Below are 14,689 nucleotides of genomic sequence, written 5' to 3'. Positions count from 1 at the left end.
CCCTGCATCTATGGAACCCAGGCTTCAGCTTCTCGGCCGACGTACGCTACGCGTTGCCACAGGGACGGCACTTTGCCTGACCATCAGCTTCGCGCTGGACCTGTCGGTCCCCGTCATCGCGCCGGTGTTCGCCGTCTTTCTTCTGGCGACGCAAAACCGCCCATTGTCGTTCGGGGCTGGCGTCGCGTTCGCGCTGATCGTGGCTTTGACCACGGGCAGCGGCCTGCTGCTTGTGCCGTTGCTTCGCCATTACGCGTTCGCTGGTGTAATGCTTGTTGGCCTCATGCTCTTCCTCGCGTTTCGCTATGGTTTGCGCGGCGGGAATAATCTGGTCTCGACCTTTCTGGTGGCCGGTCTGACGATGATCTCCGCGGCCGGAACCGCCGACTTCCAGCTGGCCGTCACGGTTGTCGGCGCGCTGGTGAAGGGCCTCGTGCTGGCCGTGCTGGTGGCCGCGTTGACTCACATACTGTTTCCCGAGCCCGTGAGCACGGGGCCACAACCTGCCGCTCAGGTCATGCCCGACGGGCAGGCGGCGCGCATCGCGCTGCGCGCCGCACTCGTGGTGATGCCGGCGTATCTGTTCGCCATCGCTGATCCAGCGAGCTACATGCCGATCATCATGAAGTCCGTCAGTCTCGGCCGACAAAGCTGCACCACGACGGCCCGTAGCGCAGCACGCGATCTGATCGGCTCCACGTTGCTAGGTGGCTTGCTGGCGATCGTGTTCTGGTTTGCGCTCAGGCTCTTTGTCGGCCTGTGGATGTTCTACCTGTGGATGCTGCTGTTTGGCCTGGTGGTGGGACGCAAGCTCTATCGCATCAGCCCGACGCGTTACTCACCGGGTTTCTGGCTGAACAGCCTGGTCACCATGATCATTCTGCTGGGCCAATCGGTGCAGGACAGCGCGGCGGGAAAGGACGTCTATACGGCGTTTGCAGTCCGTATGGGACTCTTCGTGGCCGTCACGGTGTACGCCTGTCTGATGTTGGTGATTTTCGAGCGACGCCGCCCCGCGTGATGACGCTGCGCGCACCCGTGCCTCTGCCCAGCGCGCGGAATGGCGTCCCTGCGAACACAATCAAGGAGGTTGCGTGCAATGGGAAATGCGACAAACGACGCGGTCGTCCGCGTGCGAGCAAGTGAGATATTGCGGGAGTCGGGTAGAACGCTCTGGTATCTGCGTATGCTCCTTGCGAGCCTTCTGGTGCTGTTTCTGCTGCTGACATTCGCCATGTATTACATGGGGGGACCCGTGGAGACGGTGAAGCGAACGCCTTCGCCGATGGGGGAAACCATGTACTTCTGCGCAATCACGGCGCTGACCATCGGGTATGGCGACGTGGTCCCAACGTCGACGTTTGGCCGCATCGACGCAATACTGCTTGGGCTGACCGGCATGGTGTTCACCGGGCTGATCGTTGCGGCAGCCGTGCGGGGCGTGCAGGAGGCTGCGCACCGGGCTAGCGTTCGGGATTAGGCTGCCTGTGCGGGACTGGCTTAGCGGCTTTCAGGCACCGAGCCAAGCCGCGCTCCGGCAATTCTCAGGATCGTCTCGTTCAACTGCTTACGGGTCAATTCGCGCTGCGTGCGGGTGCCGACCTTGCGTTGCTTCGGCCTCGCGCTTCGTTAGCCCCGGGCGTCACCCTGGGCGCCGCGTCACGCCACGGGTCGGGCAGGGGTCATATTGTGTTGCGGATGCGCACTGAAACATCGTCGCGGGCGGGCCGGGCTCGCGTCGAGCGTACATTACAGAAAGCGATGCGCGTTCTGCTCTCTCGCGCAGAGGCTTTCGTAAGGGATCGCCATGACCGCATTTTTGTCGCGTGAATCCAGCGATGCCACGGTCGTCGTCGGACGGCCGGCGCGCGCTGTTTTACATGCAGGTGTGTGGCGCGCCATTGGGTGCGTCAGCTTATGGTCGGCCATGGCCTGCTTCCTCGTTCTGTTTTCGGCGGCCCTTAACCCGGCCGCGGCCGCCTTGCCCGCCGGGCTGCAGAACCTCATCAACAATGCGACGGGTGGGTCCGCGCCGCCAGCCTCGGCGGCGCAGGCCGCGTCGGCACCGTCGCCCGCCAATCAGGCCGAACTGGCGCGCTCGCTGGACAGCCTGATCGGCACGCTCGAGAGCGATTCACAACGCAAAGCGCTGGTCGCGCAGTTGAAGGGGCTGCGCGCAGGGACCGAACGTGCCGCACCCGCGGTGCCCGCTTCGTCCGCACAGGGCGGCAGCGATCTCCTCGGCGCGATCGCATCAGGCATTGCGTCCGTCGAGACGGATCTGAGCGAGGGCCGCACACCGTTGCACTACTGGGCGGCCCGTTCGAGCGCGGCGGCCAACGATCTTTGGACCATTATCAGAGGCGGCACCGGAGAGTCGTTCGGCCACGTCCTGCTTGGCATGATCGCGACGCTTGCGGGCTGGGGCGCGTGCGCTGGCCTGCTGATCTATCTGCGCCGGCGCATCAGTGCGCGTTATGGCTGGAAGCTCGCGCTGGAACCGAATCCAACGTCGTTCGAACTCCTGAGTTTCGCATTCTGGCGGACGGCGCCATGGATCATCGCCTTCGTGGCAGTGGCGCTGTTCATGCGGGGAATGCCTGACGCGCTCGGCAGCACGCTGGGGCTTGTGATCGTCTATGCGATAGTCGCGGGCTCGATCTTCTCGGCGATTTGCCTGATCGTGTTCTCGGCGTTCAATACGGCACACCGGCGTGTCGCAGTCCATCAGCTGCTCTCGCAAAGCCGCTGGCCGCTTTTCGCGATTGGTGCGTCTGGCGCGCTAGGCGACGCGACGGCCAACCCGAACGTCGCAGGCCTGCTCGGCGTGAATCTCGCCGGGCTCGTGTCGGCATCCGCGAACGTGGCGGCTGCCGTCATGATCGGTTATTTCGCACTCGCTTACCGGCGGCCCGTTACCCATCTGATACGCAATCGCCCGTATGCGCGAAGGCGTGATCACAAACTTGCCACTGAAGCGCTCGATATCCTCGCATCGCTGTGGCACATCCCGATTCTATTAATGGCGGTCGCGTCGGTCGTTGCGATCATCGATGCGCGCGGTTCGGAAGAGAACGTATTGCAGCCGTCGCTTGTCAGCGCGCTGTTACTCGTGCTCACGCTGTTTGTGTCGGCGCTGCTGTTGCACGTGACGCGTCGAAGAGATACGCGCGCACAGCGCCGCGCGCCGCACCTGATGCGACTCTTGCGCTTCGCCAGCACGCTGCTCGTCCTCCTGATGTGGTTCGCGTACATTCAATTCGAACTGGATCTGTGGAGCGGTCCGATCGCGCGGATGATCAAGCACAGTGCGATGACACCCAGTTTCAAGCATGCGCTGGTTACAGTGATCGCGACGGTCTTCGGCGCCTGGTTCGTATGGATACTTTGCGACACCGCAATTGTCAACGCGCTGGGCCCGAGCGGTTCCCGCAACAAGGTACTCGGTCCCGGCGTGCGCGCACGCACGATGCTGCCGATCGTGCGCAACGCAGTTTTCGTGACGGTTGCGACCCTCGCCGCAATCGTCGCCGCCGGGAGTCTGGGCGTCAATCTGACGCCTCTCCTGGCGGGTGCGGGCGTGATCGGTCTTGCAGTCGGCTTCGGTGCGAAGGCGCTCGTCACCGATCTGATCACGGGGCTCTTCATCATTGTCGAGGAGACGATCTCTGTCGGTGACTGGATTGAGATTGACGGCAGCCATGCCGGCATCGTCATGGACCTGACGATCCGCACGGTCCGGTTGCGTGACGGACAAGGCGCGGTTCACACCATTCCCTTTTCGCAGATCAAGATCGTGAAGAACCTGTCGCGCGACTTCGCCAACGCGGTGTTCGAGGTACGCGTGCCGTTCGCCGTCGAACTCGATGACGTCACACGCATGATAGTGGAGGTGGGGGCCGATCTGCAGGAAGATTTTCGTCTGCGCAAGGAAATACTTGCGCCCGTCGAAGTGTGGGGGCTCGACCGCTTCGAGGCTAACTGGATGGTTGTGAAAGGGCAGATCAAGACGCGGCCGCTGCAGCAATGGAGCGTGGCGCGCGCTTTCAACGCGCGGCTCAAACGCAAGATGGATGAGGCGGGGATTGAGATTCCGGTGCCGCATATGCGGCTTCACACCCCGGCGAACGAGCCCAACGCATGGTCGGAGCCTGACGACAGCGGCCAGGACGAGAGCCGGCAAGCGAACGACGCGAACAGTGAACCCCGCCATAGACCGGCTCGCACCGTGCCGTCGGAACTGCGCGCGCTCAAGGAGCCACCAGCAACGGAGCCACCGGCGGGCTAGACAGTTTCGAAATCGTCGATCAGGTTCGCCGGCTGCGATCGCGACGGTCTCCAGGAGGCGCGTTGTACTTTCGGCGATCGCTTGTGCCGGGAGGAGGGCTCGGGACCGACCAGGCAAGCACGATCGTATTCCGGGCGGCGCGTCTTGGGTCATCCGAAATGGTTGCCCTATCATTCAACGTGATTGAGTTATCCACCGTGTTAAGCGACTGCTGGCTCCAGGTGTGACGGACGGTCGAGGCCGCCTGCGCGTTAAATCAATAGAATGACAAGCGGTAAGGTGTGAGGCTCGACGCCGGAGGCAAACATGGGTGAAACCCGTCGCCAGCGTGGAACTCGGAATCCGCTCTTTCGCGGAGTCGGGAAAAGCTGCAACCGACATCCGGCTTGTCAGGATTTTCCAGCGTCGCGAAGGCTCTTGAGCGGGCCTACGAGTTCGGCCTGTTGATGGGTCACCCCGTCAATCAGGCTGAACATCCGAACACGAAGCAGTCCACGCTGACGTGTCGCTCGGATCAGGATTGGGTGCGTGCCGTGGCGAAGGACATTCTCCGCACGTATTGGCGGTAACGTTGAAAGGAGGAGGCCGTCATGGTCGAGAAAATCAGGAAAGAGGCTTACTGGGCAGCGTTGGTCGCAATAGCCGACGAGCACCTCGAAATCAATTCATTCGAGCGGACCGGACAGAAGCTCGTGGATATCAAGTTGTTGCGGGTCGCTGATATTGCGAACGCGCTTGAACAGGCCTACAAAATGGGGCTCGAAGTGGGTTATAACGTCAACGAGCATCAGGTATGAAACGCGGGTCCGAGTGCGCCAAGCCGCGGGGTACAGGGTTTGCAATCTCGCGACTAGCGCGCGCCGGTCAACGTGAGGTGAATCTGGCAACTATACGCGCTGATGCAGGCGAGATCGACCGCTTGCGGACTCCCTTAGCCTTCCGGCGCGATTGCGTCAAGATGGCCGCGTCCGTATCGCCTGAACGGCGGGCATCGGCACACCAAGCTCGCTTCAAGGAGCTGGGATCGGGTCCGATAACGCCCGACGCCAACTAGCACCCGCTCAGGCGACGGCCCGAGCGTCATTGAATGGCGCGCAGCATCAGGGGCGAGTCCAATGGGCTCGCCCCCTGGCGAGCGTCTCATCTGCTGGCTCGTGTGCGCGATGGCTGTCGGATGGCAAGCCGCCGGAGCGGTGAGCCTGTTACTGCTTCTTGGCTGCATCGACATTCGCGTCGGCGGCCTTCTTGTTCGCATCACTTTGGGCCTCGACCTTCTCCTTGTCAGCTTTCGCTTGCGCCACGTTGGCATCCTTGGCAGCATCGTGTTTTTTCTCGTTAGCCTTGGCCTGCGCATCGTGCTTCTTCTTATTCGCCTTGGCTTGCGCTTTTGTGGCGTCAGCGCGCGCATCGGACGCTTCCGCTACGGTAGTCGCCTTTTCAACTTTTGCTGCTTTCTTGTCGGCGCTGGCTTGTGCCGATGCCTTATCTTCATTTGCAGACGCCTGCGCCTTCTCGGCATCGCTTTGTGCTTCGGCCTTCTTCTTGTTAGCTGTAGCTTGCGCTTCACTCTTTTCGCTATTGGCCTTGGCCTGTGCCTTGTCAGCGGGCGTGGCGGTTTGCGCAAACGCCGACGTGATAAGCAGCGCAGATGCGACCGCGGTGAGGATCTTCTTCATGATGTTAGACTCCCTTAAATTTGCACGGCGTTGGCCAGTGCTGTCTGTATCAACGTCGATCGAGGAGCAGACGTTGACCCTCCTTTTGTGACAAGTGGTAACCAGTCGACACTAATTGCAACACCACGGTGCCAATGCGCCCGCTCCGATCGACTAGCGGTTGTCGCGAATGCGCAAGTCTTCCGATCGCTCTGCTGCAATACGCGATCGAGAAAGGACCCTCCTCGATGTGCAAGATGTGGCCTCTCGCGGGATTAGTCCTCTCGTCTCAAAGGGCAGCTACTGCTCCGCAATTTGCGGGCCTGACGGCAAGCGTTTGTGTTTTGTGGGCAGCTCAATCCAGAAAGTCTTCAGCACGGGCATTCCCGGTATATGGGGCGAACCGTGAAGAACGGGCAATGTGGAATAGGGATATTGCCCAGTTTGCACTCGCGGCAAAAACGGTCCACATTTCTGTGGCGCAATGCTGAAGGAAGCCTTGAGCGGGTAGGGGAGGACGAATCCATTGGGGACCCCTGACTCCAATCAATCGGCTATAAAAAAAAGCCGGCGCGGGGCCGGCGTTAAAGGTCTAGCATCCGAGGCAAGCTAGAACCTGAGAGGCGGTGAGGCGGTGAGGCGGTGAGGCGGTGAGGCGGTGAGGCGGTGAGGCGCAGATTCGCAGTGACTGTCCTGCGCCGATGTAGGGGATATGTGCGATTCGACGGGGAAGATTATTACCTGAAATTGCTGGCAAAAGCGTAAGATTTTATTAAGGAAGGGGCGCAGCGTCTGTGTGATGATCGGCAACCCATCAGACAGGATGACGCTCCGCATTTGTACAATTTCTCCACCACCGCATGCTTCAGTGCGGGTATCATGCGCACTCGTGGAGCACGATGAATCCAATGTGGTCAATCGCGCGTTCGCTTGCAAATGTGAGTTCCTCTTCATCAGGAGTTAGCTTACTCTGCACCTGTCAATAAATAGATTTGATGGCGGTTTATCGGCCAACCCATTCCAGAAAATGTGCAAGGCTCGCCCTGCTGCACCGAACGTCATAGCTACCGCGAAATGAACAACATCGATGCGGTCTTCGAGAGCTATCTCTCAAGCCTGAATTTTTGCCCGTTGTGTAACCACGCGATAAACGCCGTCACGAATTTTTATACGTTCAAGGGTCTGTTGCTCATCCCCGTCTTGTGGTGGCTATGGTTCCGCGCGGACGAACGTAGAGAATGGACACGCCAAATCGTTATCGCGACCATCCTGAGCGGCATATTGGCTCTTTTCATAGGAAGGGTCCTCGCAGATTTTTTGCCCTTCCGCATGCGACCGATCAACACCCCGGAATGGCATGAACACTTCGCATCTATTTTGCACCGGGAGAGCGTGCTGTCGGCATGGAGTTCCTTTCCGAGCGATCACGCAATGCTATGGATGTCGGTGGCAGTGGGCATCTTCATAGCCTCCCGCAGGGTCGGGATCTTTGCGCTTCTCTATACCGCGATTTTCATTTGCGCGCCGCGCGCTTACCTCGGCATTCATTACCCCACCGACTTGCTCGCGGGAGCCGTGATCGGGATTGTCATTACCTGCATCATGACCCGGGGCTCCATCCGAACCCGTTATGCGCCGACTGTGTTGCGATGGATGGAACGCTACCCGGGACCGTCGGCGATGCTTGCGTTTGTGCTCTGCCTGGAACTGGTTACCCAGTTTGACGAATTAAGGAAATTCGCAAGTTCCTTTTACAAGGTTCTGTGAGACGTACAGGCAATGTGCCAATTTAGGACCTGGTTCGAAAGGCGCATCCCTTCGCCTCCACATTCCTCTAGAGGCGCTCTTTCGGTGCAATGATCCGCCGATAGCCAGAGCGCACGGAGGCAGCAAATAAAGTCCCGATGCGGAACGGACCGTCGCGCTCGCCCGAAAGCGGTCCCACAGTTCACCTGCGACTAAACGTTTTGGCTCGTCAACAGCACGCGCTGCACGACGGAGGGAGTCGACGCAAACGTCTACGTGTAACTTGGGAAACCAGCGGTTACCGTCGTTGCCATAGGCAATGTTTCTGTGCACCATCGGCGTCATATCTGAAGAACCAATCTGAATTTGGAGTCCTTAAGCTTGCATTCAGATGTTCAGGTTAGACTTCTGGTTGCCTGGCATAAGCGCGCGTAGAGGCGGCTGACAAGTGATCGAGTGAGGGGGCAGACGGCTTGCAGAGGTCAATATATTGCGGGCCGAACTGACGCGACATCCGACGCTTGTCTGGCTTCTTGTATGACGGAATAGAGAAGGGCGGAACGAATCATGTCGCTCACTGCGAGCGGCACTCACAAATATGGCGGAGCGCTTGGCCCGATTTAGGGAGGTACAAGACAGTGAGGAACCCAGCCTGGCTTCGAATCCAGCTGATTCCGAGCGCCGATGACGGCCCATTTTTCAGTGACGGGTTTCAGGCCAGCCTGAGAGCCTTTTACCAGGCGCTTGATGCCGCGGACATCCAGGTCAATTCTGTAGCCTTGAACATGGACGTTGTCGACGCTCGCAGGGCCCTAATAGGCGAATTCGTTTTTTCTCTTGCCCAGGTAGGGCCGGCACTAAGCGCCGCCGTCGGGGCGTGGTTGGAGGCGGACCCCGGACGGAAACTACGCTTGAAAATGTTCGGTGTCGAATTTGAAGTCAACACGATGACTCAGCTAATCCAGGTGCTGGATAAGGCAATCGCACTGAGAGAAGAGCGGATGAAGCCGGCAGGTTGCGACAAATGAGACCGTAATGCCGTTCGGTCTCGGGCGCTCCTCGCCGGTCTCGTCACCCACTCCCGCGGAAATTGGAGCGCTACTGGAAGCGCTCAGTGGTTGATCTCTTCAAGCCGCAGCCCGTTGGTCCTGGGACCGAACGCACCGATCGAGATCATCACCACCATCATGCACGCGGTAATCCCGGCGAACACCCCACTCACGCCGAAGTCGCGCAACAGGAAGGCGATAAGAAAACCTGACATCATTGCGCCGACCCGGCTCGCCGAATACACAATGCCGTTGGCGCGGCAACGCACAGCGGTTGGGAACAACTCCGACTGGTACGCGTGGTAGCACACGGAGATCGTTTGCCCGGCGAGGCTGATCAATACGCCGAGTACGATGAGTAGTCCGACCGATCTCACCTGACCAAAAAGCAGTCCGAACACAACGACTGCGAACGCGGCGCCGACAATCAGCCATTTGCGCTGCACCTTGTCCGCAAACAGCATGGCGATCATCGGGCCAACAGGCAGAGCGATCGCAATCACGAACGAATACAGCAGACTCTTCGTGACGGTGATACCTTGCCCGATGAGCAGCGTCGGCACCCAGTTGGCAAAGCCGTAGTAGCCGATCGCCTGGCAGAAATTGAACACGATGAGCATGATCAGCCGGCCGCGATAGGGCGGCTGCAAAAGCTCGGCGAGCGACGCGCGACGGTGGGCCGGCTGCTCGACAGCAGGCGCGGGCGCAGGCAGAGGACGCCCCGACTGCTGTACAGCTTTTGCCTCCATTTTCTCGACGATTCGTTCGGCTTTCTCCTCGCGGCCATGCGACGCGAGCCACCGCGGGCTTTCCGGCACGGCTCGGCGAATGAACCATACGAACACGGCGCCAATCGAACCGATGAGTACCACACAACGCCAGCCGTCGAGCCCGAGCACGGTCGTCGGCACCAGCCAGAACGAGAGGATGGCGGCCACCGGCGCGGCGGCGAACATGATCATCTGGTTGAAGGCCATCGCCCGGCCTCGCATATGCTGGGGGACAAGCTCGGTGACGTAGCTGTCGATCGTCACGATCTCGATCCCTACGCCAATGCCGGTGATGAAGCGCCACAGAACCACGCCTTCGGCCGTGGTCTGAAATGCCATGATGGCCGAGCCGATGGAATACCAGAGCAGGGAGAACGTGAACACGGCGCGGCGCCCGTAGCGATCAGGCAGCCAACCGAACCCGAACGTCCCGACGAAGAGGCCCGCGAACGTGGCCGCGATGAAGCCAGCAATCCCCTGAAAGCCGAAAAACGCTGTGGTGGTCGTCTGCAGCAGGCCGCTTTTAGCCATGCCCGGCGCGATATAACCTGTGAATATCAGGTCATAGACTTCGAAGAATCCGCCGAGCGAGATGAGGAACACCAGCATCCAGAGATAGCTTGTGGCGGGTAGGCGGTCCATTCGCCCCGAAAGCACCGCAGCGGTACGTGCCTGGGTTCGGGCATCGGATGCCGCGACTTGCGGAATTTCCGTGGTGATGACGCGTTGCATGACTGTCTCCTTGATGTGTCCCGTGGCCCTGTTGTTTTTAGGAAGCCGGATGGGATTTGCGTCGTCGCCGGATTCCGCTCAAGACGTACCGGCGATTTCACGAACTATTCCTGCGCGAGCACGCCACGGCGAACCTGGTCGCGTTCGATCGACTGGAACAGCGCTTTGAAATTACCTTCGCCGAATCCGTCGTCGCCCTTGCGTTGAATGAATTCGAAGAACACCGGACCGAGCAGCGTGTCCGAGAAAATCTGCAACAGCAGGCGAGGTTGGTCTCCCGAGGTATTGCCGTCGAGCAGGATGCCGCGTGTCTGCAGTTCCGCCACCGGCTGACCGTGCCCGGAAGCCGCTCTTCGAGCATCTCGTAGTAGGTTTCGCCCGGCGCCGTCATGAGCGGCACGCCGGCCAGGGCGAGGCTGTCGATCGTCGCCAGCAGGTCCTCGCTCAGCAGCGCGACGTGCTGGATGCCTTCGCCGTTGAACTTCATCAGGAACTCTTCGATCTGCCCGGCGCCCTTCGACGATTCCTCGTTCAGCGGGATGCGGATCTTGCCGTCGGGCGCCGTCATCGCTTTCGAGGTCAGGCCGGTGTATTCGCCGGAAATGTCGAAGTAGCGGATTTCACGGAAGTTGAACAGGCGCTCGTAAAAGCTCGCCCAGAACGACATGCGGCCGCGATAGACGTTGTGTGTCAGATGATCGACAAGCTTCAGGCCGTGCCCGAGCGGATGGCGCTCCACGCCTTCGATAAACTCGAAGTCGATGTCGTAGATCGATTTGCCGTCTTCGAAACGGTCGATCAGATAGAGCGGTGCGCCGCCGATACCCTTGATCGCCGGCAGACGCAATTCCATCGGACCGGTGGCCATGTCCATGGGCTGCGCGCCGAGTTCCAGCGCGCGGTCGTAGGCCTGGTGGGAATCCTTAACCCGGAACGCGAGACCGCAGGCCGACGGGCCATGTTCAGCCGTAAAATACGCCGCTGGGCTCTTCGGCTCCCTGTTGACGATGAAGTTGATGTCGCCCTGCCGATACAGCACCACGTCCTTCGACCGGTGACGCGCGACCAGCGTAAAGCCGAGCTTCTCGAACACGGGTTCCAGCGTATTGGGGGTGGGCGAAGCGAATTCGACGAATTCGAATCCCATCAGGCCCATTGGGTTCTCAAACAGATCAGCCATGACCCGCTCCACAGTTCAGAATTCAGTTGCAAAAAGGTGACTCAGACCGCTGCCCGCCCGGTCAGGCGCGCGAGAATTTCCTGCGTATGCTCGCCGACACGGGCCAGCGCCTGACGCACGCCCGGCCGGCGTCCGCCCATCAGCAGCGGCAGGAGCACGACGTCGGTCATACCGTCCTCGGTTTCCATCGGCACGAGGCCGCCGCTTGCTTTCAGGTGTGGGTCGTCGAGCAACTGATCCGGTCGCACGATCGGCGCGTAGGGAATGCCGGCGGCTTCGAGCTTCGGCGACAGTTCCTCGGCGCGATGATGCTTGAGGATTTCGCCGAGGCGAATCAGCAGTTCAGGCCGCACCGCTACGCGCAGAGCGTTGTTGGCGAACTGCGGTTCGGCGGCGAGATCGGGCCGCTCCAGCACGTCGCACAACGTGATGAACTGCTTGTCGCTCACGGCGCCGATGAAGAGCTGTTCGCCGTCGGCTAGCGTGAAGACGTCGTAAACGCTCCAGGCCGAAACGCGTGAGGGCATCGGTGGCGGCGGTTCCTTCGTCATTGCGTATTGCTGCATGTGCTGGCTACTCAGGAACACGCAGTTCTCGAACAGCGCACTCTGGATTTCCTGGCCGCGGCCCGTCGTGTCGCGCTCACGCAGTGCTGCCAGCACGCCGATCGCGCCGAACATGCCACCCATGATGTCGTTGACGGAGGTGCCGGCGCGCAGCGGGCGGCCAACCGGTCCGGTCATGTATGACAGGCCGCCCATCATCTGGACGACCTCGTCGAGTGCGAGGCGCTTTTCATACGGGCCGGGCAGGAAGCCCTTGTGCGAAACATAGATCAGCTTCGGATAGATCTTCGAGAGGGTTTCATGGTCGAGCCCCAGCTTCGTCATCAGGCCCGGTCGGAAGTTTTCCAGCATGACGTCGCACTGACCGATCAACTCCAGAGCGGCGGCGTGGCCGTCAGGGGTATTGATGTCGAGCACCACGCTCTTCTTGTTGCGGTTGAACGAGCGGAAGAAGCCGATACCGAGGCCGGGCAGCTTGCGCGTCTTGTCGCCTCCCGGCGGTTCGATCTTGATGACTTCGGCGCCGAGGTCGGCGAGGATCATGCCGCAGGTCGGACCCATGACCATGTGCGTGAACTCGATGACGCGCACACCGGCGAGAGGAAGCGGATTCGGGATATTCATGAGGACCTCAGGCGTTGAGTGTCGCGGTCGAAGCGTGCGCGAAGGTTCTTGGCAAACCCGAAAGCCACAAGGCGCCGTGAAGCGTTTCGCCGGATAGCCATTGCGCGACCTTTTCCCGCAGAAGAAGCAGGCGAGGAATATCGATGCCGGTGGCGATGCCCATGTCGGCAAGCATGAATGCAAGGTCTTCGCTGGACGCGTTGCCGCTCGCACCCGGCGCATGCGGGCAGCCGCCGATGCCGGCGAGCGTGGCATCGAAGCGGGCCACGCCGGTTTCGAGCGCCGCGTAGACGTTGGCGAGTGCAAGACCGCGCGTGTCGTGGAAGTGACCGCACCAGAACCTGTCGCCGGCAATTGCGCGGGCCTTGCCGAACAGGTCGCGCACGGCGGCGGGTCCGCCGTAACCGACCGTATCGGCGATGCTCACGCGATCGGCTCCCGCGTCGAGCAGGCCTTGCATGCAGCGCAGCACTTCGGCCTGAGCGACCGCGCCCTGACTCGTGCAGCCGAACGCGGTGCCGATGCCGCCTTCGATCAGCGTCTTCGAGCCGGCGGCGTCGCGTGCGGCACGAATGCGGGCGACTTCGGCGATGACTTCGTCGGGCGTCTTGCGCAGGTTGGCGACGCTATGGGCCTGGCTGGCGGACAGCGGCACCAGCATCAGGTCCGCCTGCGACTCGATGGCGCGCTCCGCGCCCTTGAGATTGGGGACGAGGACCGAGACGAGCAGTCCGGGCAAGGTTTTCGCGTAGGCGACCAGTTCGGCGGTGTCCGCGAGTTGCGGCAGGAGTTTGGCGGGAACATACGAACCCACTTCGATTTCGCGCTGGCCCGCGGCATAGGCGTCGGCGATCCACTCGATCTTGTGTTCCGTTACCTGCCAGTCATCTGTGCTGGCGATGTGTGCACTTTAGGCCCATGAGATTCCGATATGGAAAGTAAAGGGCGGGAAGGAGACCAAGATGCGAGACATCGATCTCAAGACGCTGCGGCTGTTCGTGGCCGTCTGCGAGCACCGCAACATGGGCCGCGCGGCGGAGGAAGAACACATCGAACCGTCTGCGATCAGCAAGCGCATCGCTCAGTTGGAGACCGACCTCGGCGTCCCGTTGCTGACCCGCTCGCGTCGCGGCGTCCAGCCGACGCCTGCAGGGCTGAGTCTGGTCGAGCACGGCGCAATGTCCTGTTCACGATGGACCGGATCGCGAGCGATGTCGCGGCCTTTGGCAGCGGTCTGAGAGGCAGCGTCAGCATTTGCGCGTCGGCTTCCGCGATCGCCGAGGTACTGCTGGACGACATCGCATCCTTCATGCGCGCACCGGGTAACCAGAACATCCGGGTGGACGTGGAAGAGCGTCTGTCCGTCGACCTTGTTCGCCAGCTCCGGGAAGGGGCGGCGTCGGTCGGTGTCTGCTGGGACAGTGCGGACCTCGAGGGCTTGCAGCATGTGCCCTATCGTCAGGACCGGCTTGCGCTCGCCGTCTATCCCGGACATCCACTGGCCGGATTGGAGTCGGTGTCGTTTGAACAGACGCTCGAGCACGATCACGTCGGCATGCCGCCTGCAACCGCCGTCCACGCAATGTTGCAGCGCTCGGCCGCCAAAGCCGGGCGAACGATGTCGTACCGCGTGATCGTGTCCAACTTCGACGCCGCGTTCCGCGTGGTCGCCGCCAGGCTCGGCATCAGCGTTGTGCCGCTCGAAGTGGGGGAAACCTACAAGCGGATCTTCGACGTCGAAACGATTCCGCTGACTGACCCGTGGGCGCTGCGCCGGTTCGTGGTGTGTTTTCGCGAGCTGGAAGCGTTGCAGCCGGCCGCCCGGCGCATGGTCGATTACCTTGCGAGCAAGGCGACGGCAGCGGCTGTCTGATCGATGCCGTGGCTTGGTTCCTCCGACGCCGCCGCGATCTCTCGCCTGATGTCTTTCACGCTCTGCAAGGCGCCGATGATTTCGGTCCTCGTGCGGCCGGCTTGATCGACTATTGCGGATCCGGACTGCACGGTCGGAGGACCGCAGGTCGCGGCGAAGCCGCATTGAGATGGCGACATCGGTGACGAGGTCGAAGAACCGACTGG

At 61.1% G+C, this 14,689-nt stretch carries 11 protein-coding genes and 3 pseudogenes; 8 read left to right on the top strand and 6 right to left on the bottom strand.

Translation table 11 applies throughout. The features are described 5' to 3' along the window. Nucleotides 1–10 precede the first annotated feature (10 nt). Together PQR02_RS09270 and PQR02_RS09265 are read left to right on the top strand one after the other, a co-directional pair. A complete protein-coding gene (locus PQR02_RS09270) occupies nt 11–1,021 on the top strand; it encodes a DUF2955 domain-containing protein (RefSeq protein ID WP_408228693.1) in 1,011 nt (336 codons plus the stop codon). A 78-nt stretch (nt 1,022–1,099) separates the two neighbouring features. Next, complete coding sequence (locus tag PQR02_RS09265) at nt 1,100–1,480, top strand: potassium channel family protein (RefSeq protein ID WP_408228690.1); 381 nt, start codon at nt 1,100–1,102, stop codon at nt 1,478–1,480. Between the two features lie 269 nt (nt 1,481–1,749). Here PQR02_RS09265 and PQR02_RS09260 read toward each other — a convergent pair whose 3' ends face one another. Further along, complete coding sequence (locus PQR02_RS09260; protein ID WP_408228687.1) at nt 1,750–1,929, bottom strand: hypothetical protein; 180 nt, start codon at nt 1,927–1,929, stop codon at nt 1,750–1,752. On the opposite strand from PQR02_RS09260, the gene PQR02_RS09255 reads away from it, so the two are divergent. The 3 genes from PQR02_RS09255 (at nt 1,928) to PQR02_RS09245 (ending at nt 5,085) form a co-directional block, all read left to right on the top strand. Continuing rightward, nucleotides 1,928–4,288 (top strand): mechanosensitive ion channel family protein, encoded by a 2,361-nt coding sequence (locus PQR02_RS09255; RefSeq protein ID WP_408228684.1) that lies wholly within the window; start codon nt 1,928–1,930, stop codon nt 4,286–4,288. The genes PQR02_RS09260 and PQR02_RS09255 overlap by 2 nt on opposite strands. Before the next feature lie 386 nt (nt 4,289–4,674). Then, nucleotides 4,675–4,857 carry a hypothetical protein gene (locus PQR02_RS09250; protein WP_408228681.1) on the top strand — a complete coding sequence of 61 codons (183 nt, stop codon included), beginning with the start codon at nt 4,675–4,677 and terminating at the stop codon, nt 4,855–4,857. 21 nt (nt 4,858–4,878) lie between these two features. Then, complete coding sequence (locus tag PQR02_RS09245; RefSeq protein WP_408228678.1) at nt 4,879–5,085, top strand: DUF6900 domain-containing protein; 207 nt, start codon at nt 4,879–4,881, stop codon at nt 5,083–5,085. A gap of 405 nt (nt 5,086–5,490) precedes the next feature. Here PQR02_RS09245 and PQR02_RS09240 read toward each other — a convergent pair whose 3' ends face one another. Further along, nucleotides 5,491–5,964, bottom strand: coding sequence for a hypothetical protein (locus PQR02_RS09240; protein ID WP_408228675.1), 474 nt, complete (start codon nt 5,962–5,964; stop codon nt 5,491–5,493). A 1,053-nt stretch (nt 5,965–7,017) separates the two neighbouring features. Here PQR02_RS09240 and PQR02_RS09235 point away from each other — a divergent pair. Continuing rightward, entirely contained in the window at nt 7,018–7,710 is a 693-nt protein-coding gene (locus tag PQR02_RS09235; RefSeq protein WP_408228672.1) for a phosphatase PAP2 family protein, read from the top strand. A gap of 617 nt (nt 7,711–8,327) precedes the next feature. Then, nucleotides 8,328–8,717, top strand: coding sequence for a hypothetical protein (locus PQR02_RS09230; protein WP_408228669.1), 390 nt, complete (start codon nt 8,328–8,330; stop codon nt 8,715–8,717). Between the two features lie 83 nt (nt 8,718–8,800). Here the strand turns inward: PQR02_RS09230 and PQR02_RS09225 are convergent, their stop codons facing one another. The 4 genes and pseudogenes from PQR02_RS09225 to PQR02_RS09210 form a co-directional block, all read right to left on the bottom strand. Beyond that, on the bottom strand, nt 8,801–10,240 hold the full coding sequence (locus tag PQR02_RS09225; protein ID WP_408228666.1) for an MFS transporter: 1,440 nt from the start codon (nt 10,238–10,240) through the stop codon (nt 8,801–8,803). A gap of 104 nt (nt 10,241–10,344) precedes the next feature. Further along, nucleotides 10,345–11,420 (bottom strand): annotated as a pseudogene (hppD, locus tag PQR02_RS09220) (4-hydroxyphenylpyruvate dioxygenase). Between the two features lie 41 nt (nt 11,421–11,461). After that, nucleotides 11,462–12,610 (bottom strand): CaiB/BaiF CoA transferase family protein, encoded by a 1,149-nt coding sequence (locus PQR02_RS09215; RefSeq protein ID WP_408228663.1) that lies wholly within the window; start codon nt 12,608–12,610, stop codon nt 11,462–11,464. Between the two features lie 7 nt (nt 12,611–12,617). Continuing rightward, a pseudogene (locus PQR02_RS09210) lies at nt 12,618–13,484 on the bottom strand (hydroxymethylglutaryl-CoA lyase); the annotation flags it as partial. Between the two features lie 88 nt (nt 13,485–13,572). On the opposite strand from PQR02_RS09210, the pseudogene PQR02_RS09205 reads away from it, so the two are divergent. Then, nucleotides 13,573–14,483, top strand: a pseudogene (locus PQR02_RS09205) (LysR family transcriptional regulator). Nucleotides 14,484–14,689 lie beyond the last annotated feature (206 nt).

It is taken from the genome of Paraburkholderia sediminicola (genome assembly GCF_046026895.1).
In the GTDB taxonomy this organism is placed as follows: domain Bacteria; phylum Pseudomonadota; class Gammaproteobacteria; order Burkholderiales; family Burkholderiaceae; genus Paraburkholderia; species Paraburkholderia sediminicola_C.
This window is presented reverse-complemented; position numbering and strand designations above follow the sequence as displayed.

Coding starts and splice junctions, on each gene's coding strand:
- PQR02_RS09270 (WP_408228693.1), top strand. CDS start 11: ATGGAACCCAGGCTTCAGCTTCTCGGCCGACGTACGCTACGCGTTGCC.
- PQR02_RS09265 (WP_408228690.1), top strand. CDS start 1,100: ATGGGAAATGCGACAAACGACGCGGTCGTCCGCGTGCGAGCAAGTGAG.
- PQR02_RS09255 (WP_408228684.1), top strand. CDS start 1,928: ATGGCCTGCTTCCTCGTTCTGTTTTCGGCGGCCCTTAACCCGGCCGCG.
- PQR02_RS09260 (WP_408228687.1), bottom strand. CDS start 1,929: ATGGCCGACCATAAGCTGACGCACCCAATGGCGCGCCACACACCTGCA.
- PQR02_RS09245 (WP_408228678.1), top strand. CDS start 4,879: ATGGTCGAGAAAATCAGGAAAGAGGCTTACTGGGCAGCGTTGGTCGCA.
- PQR02_RS09240 (WP_408228675.1), bottom strand. CDS start 5,964: ATGAAGAAGATCCTCACCGCGGTCGCATCTGCGCTGCTTATCACGTCG.
- PQR02_RS09235 (WP_408228672.1), top strand. CDS start 7,018: ATGAACAACATCGATGCGGTCTTCGAGAGCTATCTCTCAAGCCTGAAT.
- PQR02_RS09225 (WP_408228666.1), bottom strand. CDS start 10,240: ATGCAACGCGTCATCACCACGGAAATTCCGCAAGTCGCGGCATCCGAT.
- PQR02_RS09215 (WP_408228663.1), bottom strand. CDS start 12,610: ATGAATATCCCGAATCCGCTTCCTCTCGCCGGTGTGCGCGTCATCGAG.